Origin of the sequence: Microbacterium testaceum, assembly GCF_029761935.1 — a bacterium.
In the GTDB taxonomy this organism is placed as follows: Bacteria; Actinomycetota; Actinomycetes; order Actinomycetales; family Microbacteriaceae; genus Microbacterium; species Microbacterium testaceum_A.
On sequence record NZ_CP121699.1, the window covers coordinates 1,679,080 to 1,694,309 of the forward strand.

General features: G+C 71.0%; 13 protein-coding genes. 5 read left to right on the forward strand and 8 right to left on the reverse strand.

The genetic code is table 11. From position 1 onward, the window contains the following. Window positions 1-2 precede the first annotated feature (2 nt). The gene (locus QBE02_RS08195; RefSeq protein WP_279367824.1) at window positions 3-617 is read right to left on the reverse strand and encodes a 2-phosphosulfolactate phosphatase; all 615 of its coding nucleotides are present in this window, start codon (window positions 615-617) and stop codon (window positions 3-5) included. Window positions 618-699: 82 nt separating this feature from the next. Here QBE02_RS08195 and QBE02_RS08200 point away from each other — a divergent pair, with 82 nt between their 5' ends. Next, the gene (locus QBE02_RS08200) at window positions 700-1,200 is read left to right on the forward strand and encodes a hypothetical protein (RefSeq protein ID WP_268103235.1); all 501 of its coding nucleotides are present in this window, start codon (window positions 700-702) and stop codon (window positions 1,198-1,200) included. A gap of 12 nt (window positions 1,201-1,212) precedes the next feature. Here the strand turns inward: QBE02_RS08200 and QBE02_RS08205 are convergent, their stop codons facing one another. The 3 genes from QBE02_RS08205 to QBE02_RS08215 all read right to left on the reverse strand — a co-directional run bounded on the left by QBE02_RS08205 (window position 1,213) and on the right by QBE02_RS08215 (window position 3,694). Next, the gene (locus QBE02_RS08205) at window positions 1,213-1,863 is read right to left on the reverse strand and encodes a response regulator transcription factor (RefSeq protein ID WP_279367825.1); all 651 of its coding nucleotides are present in this window, start codon (window positions 1,861-1,863) and stop codon (window positions 1,213-1,215) included. A gap of 64 nt (window positions 1,864-1,927) precedes the next feature. Further along, window positions 1,928-3,097, reverse strand: a complete 1,170-nt coding sequence (locus QBE02_RS08210; protein ID WP_279367826.1) for a sensor histidine kinase — start codon at window positions 3,095-3,097, stop codon at window positions 1,928-1,930. A gap of 108 nt (window positions 3,098-3,205) precedes the next feature. Next, window positions 3,206-3,694, reverse strand: coding sequence for an Lrp/AsnC family transcriptional regulator (locus QBE02_RS08215; protein ID WP_056226175.1), 489 nt, complete (start codon window positions 3,692-3,694; stop codon window positions 3,206-3,208). 108 nt (window positions 3,695-3,802) lie between these two features. Between QBE02_RS08215 and QBE02_RS08220 the strand changes: the two genes are divergently transcribed. Both QBE02_RS08220 and QBE02_RS08225 read left to right on the forward strand, forming a co-directional pair. Next, on the forward strand, window positions 3,803-5,200 hold the full coding sequence (locus QBE02_RS08220) for a DUF6421 family protein (protein WP_279367827.1): 1,398 nt from the start codon (window positions 3,803-3,805) through the stop codon (window positions 5,198-5,200). Between the two features lie 7 nt (window positions 5,201-5,207). Further along, complete coding sequence (locus QBE02_RS08225) at window positions 5,208-5,921, forward strand: SDR family NAD(P)-dependent oxidoreductase (RefSeq protein WP_279367828.1); 714 nt, start codon at window positions 5,208-5,210, stop codon at window positions 5,919-5,921. Here QBE02_RS08225 and QBE02_RS08230 read toward each other — a convergent pair. Together QBE02_RS08230 and QBE02_RS08235 are read right to left on the reverse strand one after the other, a co-directional pair. Beyond that, window positions 5,918-7,291, reverse strand: a complete 1,374-nt coding sequence (locus QBE02_RS08230) for an MFS transporter (RefSeq protein ID WP_279367829.1) — start codon at window positions 7,289-7,291, stop codon at window positions 5,918-5,920. The two genes, QBE02_RS08225 and QBE02_RS08230, sit on opposite strands and share 4 nt — an antisense overlap. 64 nt (window positions 7,292-7,355) lie before the next feature. After that, window positions 7,356-10,532 (reverse strand): DEAD/DEAH box helicase, encoded by a 3,177-nt coding sequence (locus QBE02_RS08235; protein WP_279367873.1) that lies wholly within the window; start codon window positions 10,530-10,532, stop codon window positions 7,356-7,358. Window positions 10,533-10,658: 126 nt separating this feature from the next. Here QBE02_RS08235 and QBE02_RS08240 point away from each other — a divergent pair, with 126 nt between their 5' ends. After that, window positions 10,659-11,726: a threonine aldolase family protein gene (locus tag QBE02_RS08240; protein WP_279367830.1), complete on the forward strand. Its 1,068-nt coding sequence runs from the start codon at window positions 10,659-10,661 to the stop codon at window positions 11,724-11,726. Window positions 11,727-11,799: 73 nt separating this feature from the next. On the opposite strand, the gene QBE02_RS08245 is transcribed toward QBE02_RS08240, so the two are convergent. Continuing rightward, window positions 11,800-13,722 carry a M3 family metallopeptidase gene (locus QBE02_RS08245; protein WP_279365311.1) on the reverse strand — a complete coding sequence of 641 codons (1,923 nt, stop codon included), beginning with the start codon at window positions 13,720-13,722 and terminating at the stop codon, window positions 11,800-11,802. A gap of 66 nt (window positions 13,723-13,788) precedes the next feature. Beyond that, entirely contained in the window at window positions 13,789-14,403 is a 615-nt protein-coding gene (locus tag QBE02_RS08250; protein ID WP_279365312.1) for an NUDIX hydrolase family protein, read from the reverse strand. A gap of 85 nt (window positions 14,404-14,488) precedes the next feature. On the opposite strand from QBE02_RS08250, the gene QBE02_RS08255 reads away from it, so the two are divergent. Next, window positions 14,489-15,157: an alpha/beta hydrolase gene (locus QBE02_RS08255; RefSeq protein WP_279365313.1), complete on the forward strand. Its 669-nt coding sequence runs from the start codon at window positions 14,489-14,491 to the stop codon at window positions 15,155-15,157. Window positions 15,158-15,230 lie beyond the last annotated feature (73 nt).

A 15,230-nucleotide genomic window follows, 5' to 3' on the forward strand; every position in this document is an offset into this window, starting at 1 on the left:
GCTCAGGCCGAGACGATCACCCCGTCGCGCAGGGTCGGGACGACGGATGTCGCGTCGCGCGCGGCCGAGGCGAGCACCGCCTCGCGTCGTCCGTCGGCGGCGAGCGCGCGGCCGGTGCCGCTGGCCGTCAGCAGGTGCCGGACCGCTCCGCCGAGGGCGCGGAATCCCTCTCCCGCGACGGCGGCGTCGGGAGAGGCGTGGTCGATGCCGAGATCTCCGAGAGCGGCGATGACGGCGCCCGCGCCGAGCAGGTCGTCGACGGCGAAGCGGAGGCCGTCGTCGTCGGGGTAACCGGCGGCGATCACCGAGATGCGGGTGCGCTCACCTCGCGACCGCTGCACCTCGAGCACGTGGGCGGCGACGGCGGCCGCGTTGCGCAGCCCGCCGACGACGACATGGGCGCCGTCGCTCCCGGCGGCGAGGGCGAGCCCCGCGGCCTCATCGCCTTCGAGGGGGAACGTCTCGCCTCCTTCGATCGCGTCCAGCGCGCGCATCGACAGCCCCAGCGTCTGCACGACGATGACGACGTGAGCGGGGGCGAGACGCTCCAGCCCCGAGCGGCCCCAGTCCAGACGCACCTGGTAGTCGGACTGGGCGAGGGCGGGAGAAGACGGCATCCCTCGATCGTAAAACGCCCGGAGTGCACCCCTCGCGTCAAGCCGTGCCCGCCGACGGCCGGGATCGGGCACGATCGAGGTCATGCGCATCCTGCTGAAGTTCGTCATCGACTGCGACCCGGACGCCGCGTGGCGAGCACTGCACTCCCCCCGCGCCGTCGCAGAGCTGTACGGTCCGCTCCTCGACGTGGAGGCACTGGGCGACATGCCGACCTCGTTCTCATCGGGCGACGACGTTCCCGTGCAGATGAGCGTCGCGGGGCTCATTCCGGTCGGTCGCCAGCTCATCTCGGTCGCCGACCGCGAGACGAGCGACGGACACGGGCGCGTCCGCGTCTTCCGCGACTGGGGCGTCCCCCTGACCGGACCGCTGTCGGTGCTCGACGTGTGGGATCACCAGATGGCCGTGTCAGCCGCCCCCGGAGAGCCCGGGCGCACCCTCTGGCGAGAGAGGCTGACCATCGGCGGCGCCGCGGCCCCGGCCCTGTGGCCGGCGCTCTGGGCGACGTGGCAGTGGCGCGCGACGCGCATCAAGGCCCTCGCCCCCACGTGGGCGCACGACCCGGAGAACGACGACGCCTGAGGCGCCCGCCGCTCAGGCGAGGCCGTGGCGATAGGCGAAGACCACGAGCTGCACGCGATCGCGCAGGGCGAGCTTGGTGAGGATGCGGCTGATGTGCGTCTTCACCGTCGCCTCGGAGAGGAACTCGCGCTCCGCGATCTCGGCGTTGCTGAGCCCCGCCGCGGCGAGGGCGAAGATCTCGCGCTCGCGATCGGTCAGCGCGCCGTAGGCCGCCGGAACCGGCTCGCCTCCCCCGCCGTCGGCGATGTGGGCGAAGAGCTCGCGCGTCGCTTCGGCGGCGATCACCGCCGAGCCGGCGTGCACGGTGCGCACCGCCGACAGCAGGAACTCCGGCTCGGAATCCTTCAACAGGAACCCGCTGGCCCCGCCCTGGATGGCGCGGGCGGCCGCCTCGTCGAGGTCGAACGTCGTCAGCACCACGACGCGCGGCGCTTCGGGCTCGCGCAGGATCTCGGCCGTCGCCGCCAGACCGTCCATGACCGGCATCCGCACGTCCATGAGCACGAGGTCGGGACGCGTGGAACGGACGACCTCGACGCCCTCGCGGCCATCCGACGCCTCCCCCACCACCTCGAGGTCGGGCTGCGAGTCGATCACCATGCGGATTCCGGCGCGGAACAGGGCTTGATCGTCGACGAGGACGATGCGGACGGGGGCGGTCATGACGACGGCTCCTCTCGCGGGTCGGGGGTGGCTCGGCATCCGCTCTGCCCTCTCGATCGGGCGTTCACAGCGGGGAGCCGATCGGGAGGGTGGCACGCACGACGAACTCGCCGTACTCGGGCCCCGCGGTCAGGTGACCGCCGACGAGCTGCGCACGCTCGCGCATGCCGATCAGCCCGTGTCCACCCGATGGAGGGGAAGCCGGAGCGGGGACGGATGCCGTGGCCCGGGCATTGCGCACCGAGGCGACGACCCGGTCGGGCCACCATCCCAGGTGCACGCGCACGCGCGGGTCGACTCCGTGCCGCAGGGCGTTGGTGAGCGCCTCCTGCATGATGCGGTAGACCGCGAGCTGGATGGCCGCGGGGGGCTCGCCCGGGGGCAACGGGTCGACCTCGACCTCGAGGGCCACGCCCGCCGCCCGCATCCGCTCGAAGAGGGTCTCGAGGTCGGCGAGAGTCGGCTGGGGCCCCTCGGCCTGCGAGTGCCGCAACTGGGTGAGGAGCAACCTCACGTCGGCGAGCGCGGCGCGCGCGGTCGACGAGATCGTCGTCAGCGCCTCGGCGCTCGCCCGCGGATCGGATGCCGCGGCGTACCGGGCACCGTCGGCCTGGGCGATGACCACCGCCAGGGAGTGCGCGACGACGTCGTGCATGTCGCGGGCGATGCGGACACGCTCCTGCTCGGCGATCGTCTCGGCCTCGGCCGCCCGCTGAGCACGGCTGTTCGCCGCGGCCCTCATGGCCGTGCGCACCAGTGCACCCGAGACCCAGGCGAGCATGAGCGCGAAACCGGCCGCGAGGAAGAGCGCGATGACGGCGAACCAGTCGTTCCCGTTCGGCGGGGCCTGCAGCCCGCGACCCACGAGGTACAGCGGAACCACGGCCGCTCCGACGATCGCCGAGACGAACCCGAACCAGAACACGGGACGACTGCCGTACGCCGACGTCGTGTAGAGGACGGCGAAGATCGCGAGGTCGGACGGCGACGGCTGCCGGCCGAACCCCATCTGCGCGAGGGCGGCCGCCCACGCCACGCAGAGGGCGAGGCCCGGATGAAGCCGTCGCAGAGCCACCGCCCCCGCGAAGGCGAGCGCGATGAAGAATCCCGCGACGTTGTCGATCGGGGTGGCGCTTGCGACGAGCTCGATCGCTATGGCCACCAGGAAGAACACCACGGCGATACCGAGGTCGGTGACCAGCTGATAGCGGGTGAGCGAGCGCAGAGCGAACATCATGGCCACGCTACGCGGGCCGACGGGGGCGGGGCATCCGTCGCGGGATGTATCCCACCGTCGGCCGTCGTGCGGATGGCCTCGGGACCGGGCCCCGTGGCCGGGGGGTCACGCCGGATAGTCGGCGGGCTCGATCGGTCGCGCCTCGAAGAACGTCTGCAGCACCACGGTCGTGCGCGTGTTCACCTGGGCCGCGGCGCGGATGTCGCGGATCAGCTCTTCGAGATCTCGGGGCGTCGGCACGCGGACGAACAGCATGTATGCGGCCTCGCCCGCGATGGAGTGGCACGCCTCGATCGGGGTCAGGTGGGCCAGGAGCTCGGGGGCGTTGTCGGGCTGGGCGGGGTCGAGGGGGGTGATCTCGACGAACGCGGCGAGGGGTCGCCCGAGGGCCTCGGCATCGAGGATCGGACGGTAGCCCTTCACAATGCCGCGTGCCTCGAGCCGGCGCAGACGGGATTGCACCGCCGACACCGAGAGCCCCACGCGTTCCGACAGGTGCGAGAGCGTCGCCCGCGCGTCGAGGGAGATCTCTCGCACGATGGCCGCATCGACGGAGTCCTCGAGGCGAGGGGCGCGGGAAGAGGCCTCGGTCATGCGGTCGACAGTACCAGCGGCGCCACGGACCACTCTGGCGAGGTCCGTAAGTTTTCCGTTAGTATCCACGTTCAGCAGGAATTTTTACAGCACCGAATGGAGGATGCCATGACCATCGCCACGCCCACCCGTGCCGCCGACGATCTGATCGCCGACCACGGCGTCGACACGGTCGAGCAGACCCCCGCCTGGACCCAGCTGAAGAGCGCGGCCACCGCCCTGCAGGCGCTGCAGGCCAAAGACGGCTCCATCGAGGACACCGCCGCGGCCGCACCCCTGCTCGACGACCTCATCATCGCCATCGAGGCACTCGCCCCCCTCTTCCCCCACGACCGGTCCTACCTCGCGGCCTCCGTCGCCGACTTCCGCCGGTGGCGCGACGACGGCCTCGACGTGCCCGACTTCCTCGATTCCCTGGTCGCCTTCCAGCCCCAGGAGCACCGAGTCGACGGCATCCGCCACCTCGTCGTGTTCCCGATGTACACGCAGAACGGCTCCAACGAACGGCACGTCGAGGCGGTGCTCGTCGAGGCGATCTGGCCCGAGTTCATTGCGCGACTCGAGCACGAGTACACCAACCGCCTGTTCGTCTCGCTGCGTCTGATCGACTTCACCTCGGGCTACGACACGAACTCGGCCGTGCTCTTCCCCGAGACCGTCGCCATGCGCGAGATCCCGACCTTCACCTGGGGCGCGATCTTCCAGGACCGCGAAGCGGCGCGGTACCGCCGCGTGACCCGCGCCGCTGCCGAGATCACCAAGCTCGACCTCCCCGAGGCCGCCGCCCGCATGCTCGACGACCAGTCGCTCACCGAGCAGACGTTCGTGATGTGGGACCTCATCCACGACCGCACGCACATGCGCGGCGACCTTCCGTTCGACCCGTTCATGATCAAGCAGCGGATGCCGTTCTTCCTCTACTCGCTCGAAGAGCTGCGCTGCGACCTCACCGCCTTCCGCGAGTGCGTCTCGCTGCAGGCGCGGCTGTCGGCGCGCGACGACCTCGATGCGACCGAGAAGGCGATGCTCGAGCACGCCGAGCTCGTCCAGTACGCGGTGATCTTCGACCGCATCTTCCGCTTCGCCATCACCGGGTCCCGGGTACGCAACTACGACGGCCTCGGCGGACAGCTGCTGTTCGCCTGGCTGCACCAGCACCGCGTGCTGCACTGGACCGACACCTCCCTCGCGTTCGACTGGGACGAGGTGCCCGCCGCGGTCATCGCCCTCGCCGACGCGATCGACGAGCTGTATTGGCGCTCGATCGACCGCCCCAAGGTCGCGCACTGGCTCGCCGCCTACGATCTCGTTCGCGGAGTCGTCACACCCCACCCCGCTTCGGTGTGGGCGCGCGGACTGTCCGACGAGGTGCTCGCGGGACTGCCGAAGGGCTACACCGACGCGGTGCTCGACGATGAGTTCCCCCTGTCGATGTTCTTCGAAGCGCTCGAGAAGAAGATGCGCCCGGTCATCGCGTCGACCGCGGGCATCCGCGGCACGGACTGACCGTCGCATGAGCTCCCTCGCGACCGTCCCCGCACCCGCCCCGCACGAGCGGGTGCGGGGGCGTCTCGTGCTGCTGGCCGGCGGAACGAGCGCGGCCGGCCGGGCCTGTGCGCTCGCCCTCGTCGCGGCGGGGGCGCGCGTCGTGATCGTCGGGTCGAACGCCGATCGGCTGGCCGATTCCGCCGCGTCCGCTCCGGGGGCGGCGACCGAGCAGTGCGATCTGACCGATCCGGATGCCGTGGCGGCCCTGCGCACGCGCGTGAGCGACGCGCACGGCCCGGTCGACGGTGTCGTGCACCTCGTGGGCGGGTGGCGCGGCGGAGGCGGGCTGGCCGGGCAGAGCGACGAGGATCTCGCCGTGCTGCTGCGATCGTTCACCGCACTGCGCAACGTGAGCCGCACCTTCGACGACGATCTGCGCTCCTCGGATGCCGGGCGCCTGGCGATCGTCTCGTCCACGGCCGTGGCGCGCCCCCTCGCCGGGGGCGCCAACTACGCGGCGATGAAGGCCGCGAGCGAGGCCTGGACGCGAGCCGCCGCGCAGGGCTACGCGAAGCACGCGCGAGACGGGGGACGCGAGCTCTCGGCCGCCGGCGTCATCTTCCGGGTGCGGAGCCTGGACGGTCTCGAGCACGCCCTGGCCTCGGCCGTCGTGGCCCTGTGGGACGACGACGCCGCGGCGTGGAACGACGTCGTCGTCGAGATCGAGGCCGGCGGTTAGACCGCACCCCCCTCGGCGTCGACCTCGGCCGTCCGATACTGCCGGGAGAGCGTCCGATACGAACGCGTGGAGAAAGCCAGCGCACCCGCGACCACCATCACGACGCCCGAGACGGCGAACACCAGCGCGATGCCGCGGGACTCCCCCTCACCGAGCAGCCAGCCCCACGTCGCGCGGCCGTCGTCTGCGTCCATGTACGGGATGATCAGGAATTGCGCGATCGGCGCGATGAGGAACGACGTCACGGGCGCCGCAGCCGACTCGAACGCCGCGGCGAAACCGAAGACGCGCCCCTGGGTCTCGAAGGGGACGACCTTCTGGATGACCGTCTGCTCCGCCGCCTCGACCGGCGGGATGAGGGCCATGTAGACCCAAATACCTATCGCGTACAGCCACCACCATTCGCGCAGGGTGAAGAGCGCCCCGAGGGCCCCCATCGCGATGACGATCCAGAGCATCGTGCGGATGGGGTTCTTTCCGAGGCCGAACTTCGCGACAAGACCACCGCCGACGATGAATCCGGTCGCGGTCACCCCGAGGACGATGCCCCAGATCTGCACGTCGAACATCTCGAGGCCGTACGGATCCATGAGCGCCATGTAGACGCCGCCGATGAGGTTGTTGAACGTCGAGAAGACGATGAGGGCGAACAGGCCCGGGGCGCGGCGCACGGCCCGGACCGCCCCGCGGAGATCGACGACGGGACCGGGAGCCGTGCCGGCGGCGGGGCGCTCCTCGGGGATGCGGATCGTCAACAGGTGGGCGAGCGCGAGGACGGTCAGCGCCAGCGCGATGGCGAGCGTCCATCCCATGCCGAGGAACCCGACCGACAGCCCGCTGAACACGCTCGTCACGACGAACGCGAGCCCCTGCACGGTGCCGACCAGGCCGTTCGCGTTGGCGTGACGCTCGACGGGGACGAGGAGCGTCACGGTCGTCGACAGAGCGATGTTGCGAAGGTTCTCGATCACGGCCCCGGCGAGGATGATGCCCGAGAAGAGCCAGAACCACGGTCCGCCCAGGTCGAGGAGCGCGGCCTCGGGAAACGCCAGCCAGAGCGCCCCCGCTAGAAGGAACGCCACGAGCGTCACGAACCCCGAGACCACCATGACCCGGTGCTTGCGATGGCGATCGACGAGCGATCCGAACACCATCGCGAACACCGCGAGGAGCAACATGTACGCACCGCCGACGATGCCAGTGGCGAGGACGGAGCGGGTCTCGAGATAGACCCAGAACGTGAGGGCGAACCAGAGGAAGCTCGTGGTCACGTTGGCGGCGGCGGTGTTGACGAGCACCGCGAGAAAGGTGCGGCGCCCGGACGACGCGACCGCGTCGACCGGGGCGACGGGGGCCGGACTCTCGGACATAGCGCCACGGTAGACCGGGGGTCCGACATTGACCAGGGCCCGGTCGAACGACGGATCCGCGGGGTCAGTCGATGAGGCTGCGGATGTCCGCCGCCGTCAGGCGGGTGCCGCCACCGAACGTCTCGCCCTCACCGCCGTCGAGCACGCGGGAGAAGAGCTCGGCCTTCGTCTCGCGCAGGGTCACCACCTTCTGCTCGATGGTGTCGGCGGCCACGAGCCGGTACACGATCACGGGGCGGGTCTGCCCGATACGATGCGCGCGGTCGATGGCCTGGTCTTCGACCGCGGGGTTCCACCACGGGTCGAGGAGTACCACGTAGTCCGCCTCCACGAGATTGAGGCCCACTCCGCCGGCTTTGAGAGAGATGAAGAACGCCGGGTCGTCGCCCTCGCGGAAGCGGTCGATCTCGACCTGTCGGTGCGTGGTGGCACCGTCGAGGTAGCCGGACGGAAGACCCGCCTCGGTGCATCTGTCTCGAGCCGCGCGAAGGAAGCGCGTGAACTGGCTGAGGACGAGGACACGGTGTCCCTCGGCAGCGGCCTCGGTCACGAGTTCGACCAGGGCGTCGAGTTTGGCGGACGGGGCCTCTCCCTCGTCGACCAACGCCGGATCGAGAGCGAGCTGGCGCAGCATCGTCAGCGAGCGGAAGATCGCGAAGCGATTGCCCTCGGCATCGTCGAGCAGGCCCAGGAGGCGTTGACGCTCGCGATGGAAGCGCCGGTCGTACAGCTTGCGATGCGTCGGGTGCAGGGTCACCTCGACCACGGTCTCCTGCTTCGAGGGGAGCTCGGACGCGACGAGTTCTTTCGTCCGTCGCAACAGGAACGGGCGGATCCGTCGACGGAGCAGGTCGAGGCGCGCGGAATCGGAGTGCTTCTCGATGGGCGTGCGGTACATCGCGGTGAAGGACTCGCGAGTGCCCAGAAGCCCCGGCGCCACGAGAGACATGAGGGCCCAGAGTTCGAGGAGGTTGTTCTCCATCGGCGTGCCCGTGATGACGAGCGTGAAAGGCACCGAGAGAGAGCGCGCCGCGCGGTAGCCCCGCGAGGAGGGGTTCTTGATCTGCTGTGCCTCGTCGAGCACGAGTCCCGACCACTCGACCTCGGCGTACTGCTCCTGCTCGAGACGGAAGAGCGCATAACTCGTGACCACCACGTGCGCACCGGCGGCGACCTCGGAGATGGGGGTGGAGCGTCGCGCCTGCGTCGAGGCGATGGTCGCCACTCGCAGTCCCGGAGCGAATGCGGCGCACTCGCGAGCCCAGTTGCCCACGACACTCGTCGGCGCCACGATCAGGAACGGGGCCATCTCGGAGTCGGACTCGCGGGCGACCTCCATCATCGCGATCGCCTGCACGGTCTTGCCGAGGCCCATGTCGTCGGCGAGGACGCCCCCGAGCCCCTGCGTGCGGAGGAAGTGCAGCCAGTCCAGGCCCGAGCGCTGGTAGTCGCGCAGCGTGGCGCGCAGACCCGCGGGGGATGCGACAGGGGCGAGGGCGGCTTCGTCGGTGAGACCACGCACGCGCAGCCACCACTCCGCCTCTTGCGCCGCGAGGAGGCCCAGCTCGGACAGGTCGTCCCAGAGACCGACGTTGTAGCGGTTGAGCTTCAACCCGCCCTCCGGGCGATCGGCGAGTGTCCGCGCCTCGTCGATGACCGCGCGGAGGCGGTCGAAGGCGGGGGTGTCCAGTCGCACGTAGGACCCGTCGTCCAGGAAGAGAGCCCGGTCGCCCACGACCAGTGCGGTGTAGAGCGCGGAGAAGTCGACCTCGGTCTCGCCCACCGTGACGCGCGCGTGCAGGTCGAACCAGTCGCTGCCGTCGTCGTCACCGGTACGAAGCTCCACGGCAGCCGGCTCGGCCGCCGCGCGATAGGGCGCGGCGCCGTCGGCGACGTTCACTCGGACGTGAGCCAGAGCCTGCATTCGCGGCACGCCCTCGGCGACGAAGATCGCCGCGTCGGCGGGAGTCCACGCCCGAGGCGGGGTGGCACCCGAGGGGAAAGGTTGCGGAACACCGACGCCGAGCTCGGTCGCGATGGCCGCCACGGCGTCCCACACCGCGGACTCGTGCGCCTCGTCGCGACGGCCGTTGGTGGACGACCGGTCCCACCGGACGGTGATGGACGCACGACCGCCGCGATGGTCGAGGTCGACCTCGAGGACCGGACGTGGCGGAGGCGGCAGGTCGACCGTGCCCCTCGGGGACACCACGGGGGCCTCGAGCTGCAAGCGCGGAAGATAGTCGCGCAGGAAGACCTCGGAACCCCCGTCGACGGCGAGGGCGCCCGGTCGCGCCAGCAGCCCGCGGACGGCACCGGTCACCGGCGTCGCCAGGCGCGCGAGGGTGAACCTCTCGTCGTCGCCGTCGCGATCCGCCACGAAAGCGACGGCGACGGCAGGGTCGCCCACCACCCACGACGGCAGCGACGCGACGTCGTCGTCGACGCCCTCGAGGATCCCCCTCACGTGCAGGGCCGAGCCGCGTCGGTCGACGGCGACCGCAGCCGTCACCTCGGGCTCGAGAATCCGCACCGGGTGATTCGCACCCGAGGCCGCCACGAGTGGCACCCCGGCCGCGACGACGGCTTCGAGCTGCATCCAGAGGGAATGCGGGGGGACGGCGGAGAGCGGCATCCATTCGTCGGAGAGGAACGCGCCGTTCCCGGAGCGGCCGAGGCGGCCCAGGCTGTCGAGGGCGGCGCGCGCCCGCGGGTCGGCGGAGAGGAGCGGCAGCCCCGACCATCCGGCGCGCCCCTTGATCCAGGTACCGCGCGTCCCCCGCATGCCGGGGCGGGCGGTGAGCGTCAGCGCGGTGCTGCGTCCGTGGCCTCCACCGCGCCGGATGGCGAGGAAGAGGCACAGGTCGACGGCCTGCTCGTCGTCGACCCGGGCGCCGACCGTGAGCAATTCGTCGAGGGTGCGCTGCCACTCGGGGCGCGGCGGCCGGCCGGCCGAGATCATCCGGTCGAAGAGCACCACCGCTGCGGCGCACGAATGCTCGCACTCGGGACCGCGGCCGCACGAGCACCAGCCGGACACGCGCGTGAATTCCGTGGGCACGCGCAGTTCGAGGTGTTCGTACCCGGCTGCCCCGAAGGACTGCGCGGAGACGACGAGAACACCGTCGAACGCCTTCACGTCGCCGACTTCGACCGAGCCGTAGATGAGGAGCCGGTCGGCGCGCGACATCGCCGCCGGGGAGAAGATCTCGCCGGCGATGCTGAGCGCCTCGGGGTCCATGTGCACTCCGCCATTCTTCCGGGCCCCACCGACATCCCGGCGCCGCCGGGGACGCGAAAGGGGAGAACGCTCCGAGACGCATCCCTGGGGAGGAGGGTCATGTCCCCCGGTCGTTACGCTGGAGGAGTGACCACCCTCCACGATTCCTCGGTGCGCGGTTTCGCCTCCGACAACTACTCCGGCATCCACCCCGATGTCCTCGCCGCGATCTCCGCCGCCAACGAAGGCCACCAGGTCGCCTACGGCGAAGACGTCTACACCTCCCGCCTCCAGGAGCTGTTCGTCTCGCTGCTCGGCGACGGCGTCGAGGCCTACCCGGTCTTCAACGGCACCGGCGCCAACGTGGTCGGCCTGCAGTCGATGCTCCCCCGCTGGGGCGCCGTGATCTCGGCATCCACCGCGCACATCAACGTGGACGAGGGCGGCGCTCCCGAGCGAGTCGGCGGCATCAAGCTGCTGACCGTCCCGACCGACGACGGCAAGCTGACCCCCGAGCTCGTCGACCGCGAGGCCTGGGGATGGGGAGACGAGCACCGCGCGCAGCCGCTGGTCGTCTCGATCACGCAGTCGACCGAACTCGGCACCCTCTACACGGTCGACGAGATCCGCGAGCTCGCCGCCCACGCCCACGGCCACGGCATGCGCCTGCACATGGACGGCGCGCGCATCTCGAACGCCGCCGCGGCCCTCGACGTTCCCCTGCGGTCCTTCACGCGCGACGCCGGCGTCGACGTGCTGAGCTTCGGGGGGACGAAGAACGGCGCGATGATCGGCGAGGCCATCGTCGTGCTCGACCCCGAGGCCTCGACCGGGCTCACGTACCTGCGCAAGCTCGACATGCAGCTGTCGAGCAAGATGCGGTTCGTCTCGGCGCAGCTGGTCGCTCTGCTCGAGAACGACCTGTGGCTGAAGAACGCGCGTCACTCCAACGCGATGGCGCAGCGCCTGCGCAAGGGCATCGAGGCGGGTCTCTCCGACGGCTCGATCCAGGGCGTCGAGTTCACCCAGCCGACGCAGGCCAACGGCGTGTTCGCGATCCTGCCGGCCGGCGTCGCCGACCGCCTGCGTCAGAGCTTCCGCTTCTACGACTGGGACGAACTGCGCCGCGAGGTGCGGTGGATGTGCTCGTTCGACACGACCGAGGCCGACATCGACGCCTTCATCGCGGCGATCGCGCGCGAAACGACGGCCTGAGCTCGCGCCCGCACGCACTCACGTCGCACCCAGGGCCGCGGCATCCGGAAAGGGATGCCGCGGCCCTCGACGTTCACGCGCCGGCGAGCCAGTCCCGGTAGGCGTCGAAGGTCGACTCACGACCGAGGAACGCCTTCACGAGGTCGCGGGCGTCACGGGTGCCGCCCGGCTCGAGGATCTCGCGCCGATAGCGCGTGGCGGTGTCGACGTCGAACAGGTCGTCGCCGAAGGCCGACAACAGGTCGCGGGCGATCACGAGGCTCCACTGGTACGTGTAGTAGCAGGCGCCGTAGCCGGTCAGGTGTCCGAACCCGGCGTAGGAGTGCGAGCCGTCGAGCGGCGTGACGGGGCTCGCGGCGCGGTAGTAGCCGTCGACGGCTTCGGCGAGGTCGGCGGGCCGGTCGACGTGCAGGCGGTACGAGGTCGTGGCGTGGCCGAGCTGACGTGTGACCTCCAGGGCCCGACCGAAGGCGTCGGCCGTGCGCATGCGCGCGACGAGGTCGGCCGGGATCGGCTCGCCCTCGTCGTTCACGGCGAAGGCGGCGAGCGCTTCGGCATCCCACGCCCACTCCTCGAGCAACTGGCTGGGCGCCTCGACGAAGTCCCACTCCGTCGCCACGCCCGTCCACCGCGCCCACTTCTGGTGGCCGCCGAGGATGTCGTGCACGAGGTGACCGAACTCGTGGAAGAACGTCACCACCTCGTCGTGCTCGAGCAGGCCGCGCGAGAAGTTGCACAGCAGCACCGACTCGGGCAGCGACCGACCGGTGATGCCCGGGGCCAGACCGAAGCACGCGGCGTGGTTGTACTTGCCGTCGCGCGGGTGCAGGTCGAGGTGGATGCGCCCGAGGCGCTCCTCGCCGCGCACGACGTCGTAGCTGCGCACGTCGTCGTGCCAGGACGGCGTGTCGACGGGGACGTACTCCACATCGAGCAGGCGCGCGGTGGTCGCGAGGACCCCCTCGAGCACGCGGTCGAAGCGGAAGTACGAGCGCACGAGCTGCGAGTCGACGTCGTACTCCTCGCGCTTGAGGGCACTGAGGACGTACCAGAAGTCGGCGATCGTGACGGCGTCGGCGGTGGGCTCGTCTCGGCGGAGACGCTCGAGCACGCGGTCGTATTCGACGGCGGCGGCGGGAGCCACGGCATCCGCCACCTTCTCGAGGAAGGTCTTCACCGCGGCCGACGAACCGATCATGCGGGTCTCGGTCTCGTAGTCGGCCCAGTCGCCGTACCCGAGCAGCGCCGCGCGCTCGGCACGGACGGCGAGCATCTCGGCGAGCACGGGCTCGTTCACGGGCCACGCGAGGTCGTTGTACGCGCCCATGAGCTCGTGGCGCACCGCGCGGTCTCGCGCGTACTCGCGCACCGGCATGAGGTCGGTGTATTCGGTGGTGAGCGTCACCATCCCGTCGGCATCGGCCGGGTGTTCTGCGAGGAAGTCGTCGGGGAGACCGTCGAGCGACGACGCGGGCACTCGGATCTCGCGGCGGCCCTCACGGATGTTGCGCGAGAAGGTCAGCGAGAGCTCGGTGTCGCGGTCGGTCAGCTCGCGCACGCGCTCGCGGTCGGCCTCGTCGAGGTCGACGCCGCCGCGACGGAAGTCGCGCTGGATCTGGGCGAGCAGGCGCTGCTCGTCGGCGTCGAGTCCGTCGGCGGTGGCGTCGGCGAAGACGGCCCACAGCGCGCGGTCCAGCAGCCGGCGCGACTGCACGGCGTCGACCGCCTGCGCCTGCTTCTCTGCGGCGTCCCGCACCTCGCCATCGGGATGCGATTCGCTCACCAGGTGGGAGGGCGCGGCGGCCTCGCTCAGGGCGATCTCGGCTTCGTTCCACAGCGCGAGACGCTCCTGCAGCGGGAGATCGGACTCGGCGGTGAGCCGGGCGTCGATCTCGGCCACGCGCGCGAGGCGCTCGGTCGGACGGTCTTCGGCGAATGCTCGCCACCCGTCGAGGTCGCGCGGAAGGGTCAGAGGTTCCAGGGGAGGATGCAGCATGCTTCGACCCTAGGCAGGGCCTCCGACACAGGCAATCATCCGAGCGCCGGAACCCGTCCTCCCGGGTCAGCGCAGGGCGCCGACCGATGCGAGCGCCTGACGGATGAGGGTGCCGCGGCCGCCCTCCATCTCATCGGACAGGGCGTCGGATGCCGCCTCTTCGGGCGACAGCCACGTGACCTCGAGCGCGTCCTGGCGCGGTTCGCACGTACCCGTGACGGGGACGACGAAGGCGAGGGCCACAGCGTGCTGGCGGTCGTCGTGGAACGCGCTGACCCCGGGCAGGGGAAAGTACTCGGCGACCGTGAACGGCGTGGGCGAGGGCGGAAGCAGCGGGAAGGCCATCGGTCCGAGGTCGTTCTCGAGGTGCCGGAAGAGCGCGTCGCGCACCGTCTCGCCGTAGCGGACGCGGCCCGAGACGAGGGTGCGGGTCATCTCGCCGAGCGGGGTGGCACGCAGCAGGATGCCGACCTGGGTGACGACGCCCATGCCATCGGTGCGCACCGGCAGGGCCTCGACGTAGAGCATCGGCAGGCGTCGCCGCGCCTCAGCGAGTTCGACCTCGCTCAGCCAGCCCGGGTTGGGGTTGGGACCCCCCTGAGCTCCTGAGAAGGGCGCCGAGAGCGGCTCGCGCTCATCGCCGTTGTCGCCGGGTTCGGGATCGGGAGTGCGCACGGGCATGCTCCCTGTATATCAACGCTCCGCTCCGGATGCCGCGTGTCCGACCCCGCGGGGCGATGTCGGAGGCCTTTGCGACAATGGCCGCATGAGCACCACGCCCTCCCTCGATCCGTCCGTCGTGCGGTGGTCGGCGCCGCCCGCGGAACGCGGCGACCGACCGGTTCTCGTCCTGCTGCACGGCTACGGTTCCGACGAGAACGACCTGTTCGGTCTCGTGCCGTATCTCCCCGACGCCTTCGTCGTCGCGAGCGTGCGCGCTCCGCTGTCCCCGCCGTGGCCCATGCCCGGGGCCTCGTGGTACCCGATCGAGGGCCTCGACGGCCGCGATCCGGCCGCCGTCACCCGCGCGGCCGACGCGGTGCTGGCCTGGATCCGCTCCACCGTGGGCGAGAGCCCCGTGGGACTGCTCGGGTTCTCACAGGGTGGGGCGGTCGCTCTGCAGACCCTCCGCGTGAACCCGGATGCCGTGTCCTTCGCCGTCGTCCTGGCCGGGTACGCCGCGAGTGGCGAGTTGCCCGGCGACGCCGTTCTCGCGGAGCGGCGCCCTCCGGTGTTCTGGGGGCGTGGCGCGGCGGACGACGTGATCCCCCCGCTGCTGATCGACGCGACTTCGCAATGGCTGCCCCGCCACAGCGAGCTCCGAGGCCGGGTATACCCGGGCCTCACCCACTCCATCTCTCCGGACGAGCTCGATGACGTGCGGGCATTCCTCGACGAGCGTCTCGCCGACCGGGCCGGCACCGGATCGCGGTGACCACCGGGGGCCTTGTCGGCAGCTAGCTCTCAGCGGTCGGATTCGCCACCGCTGAGGCTCGCGAAGAAACACC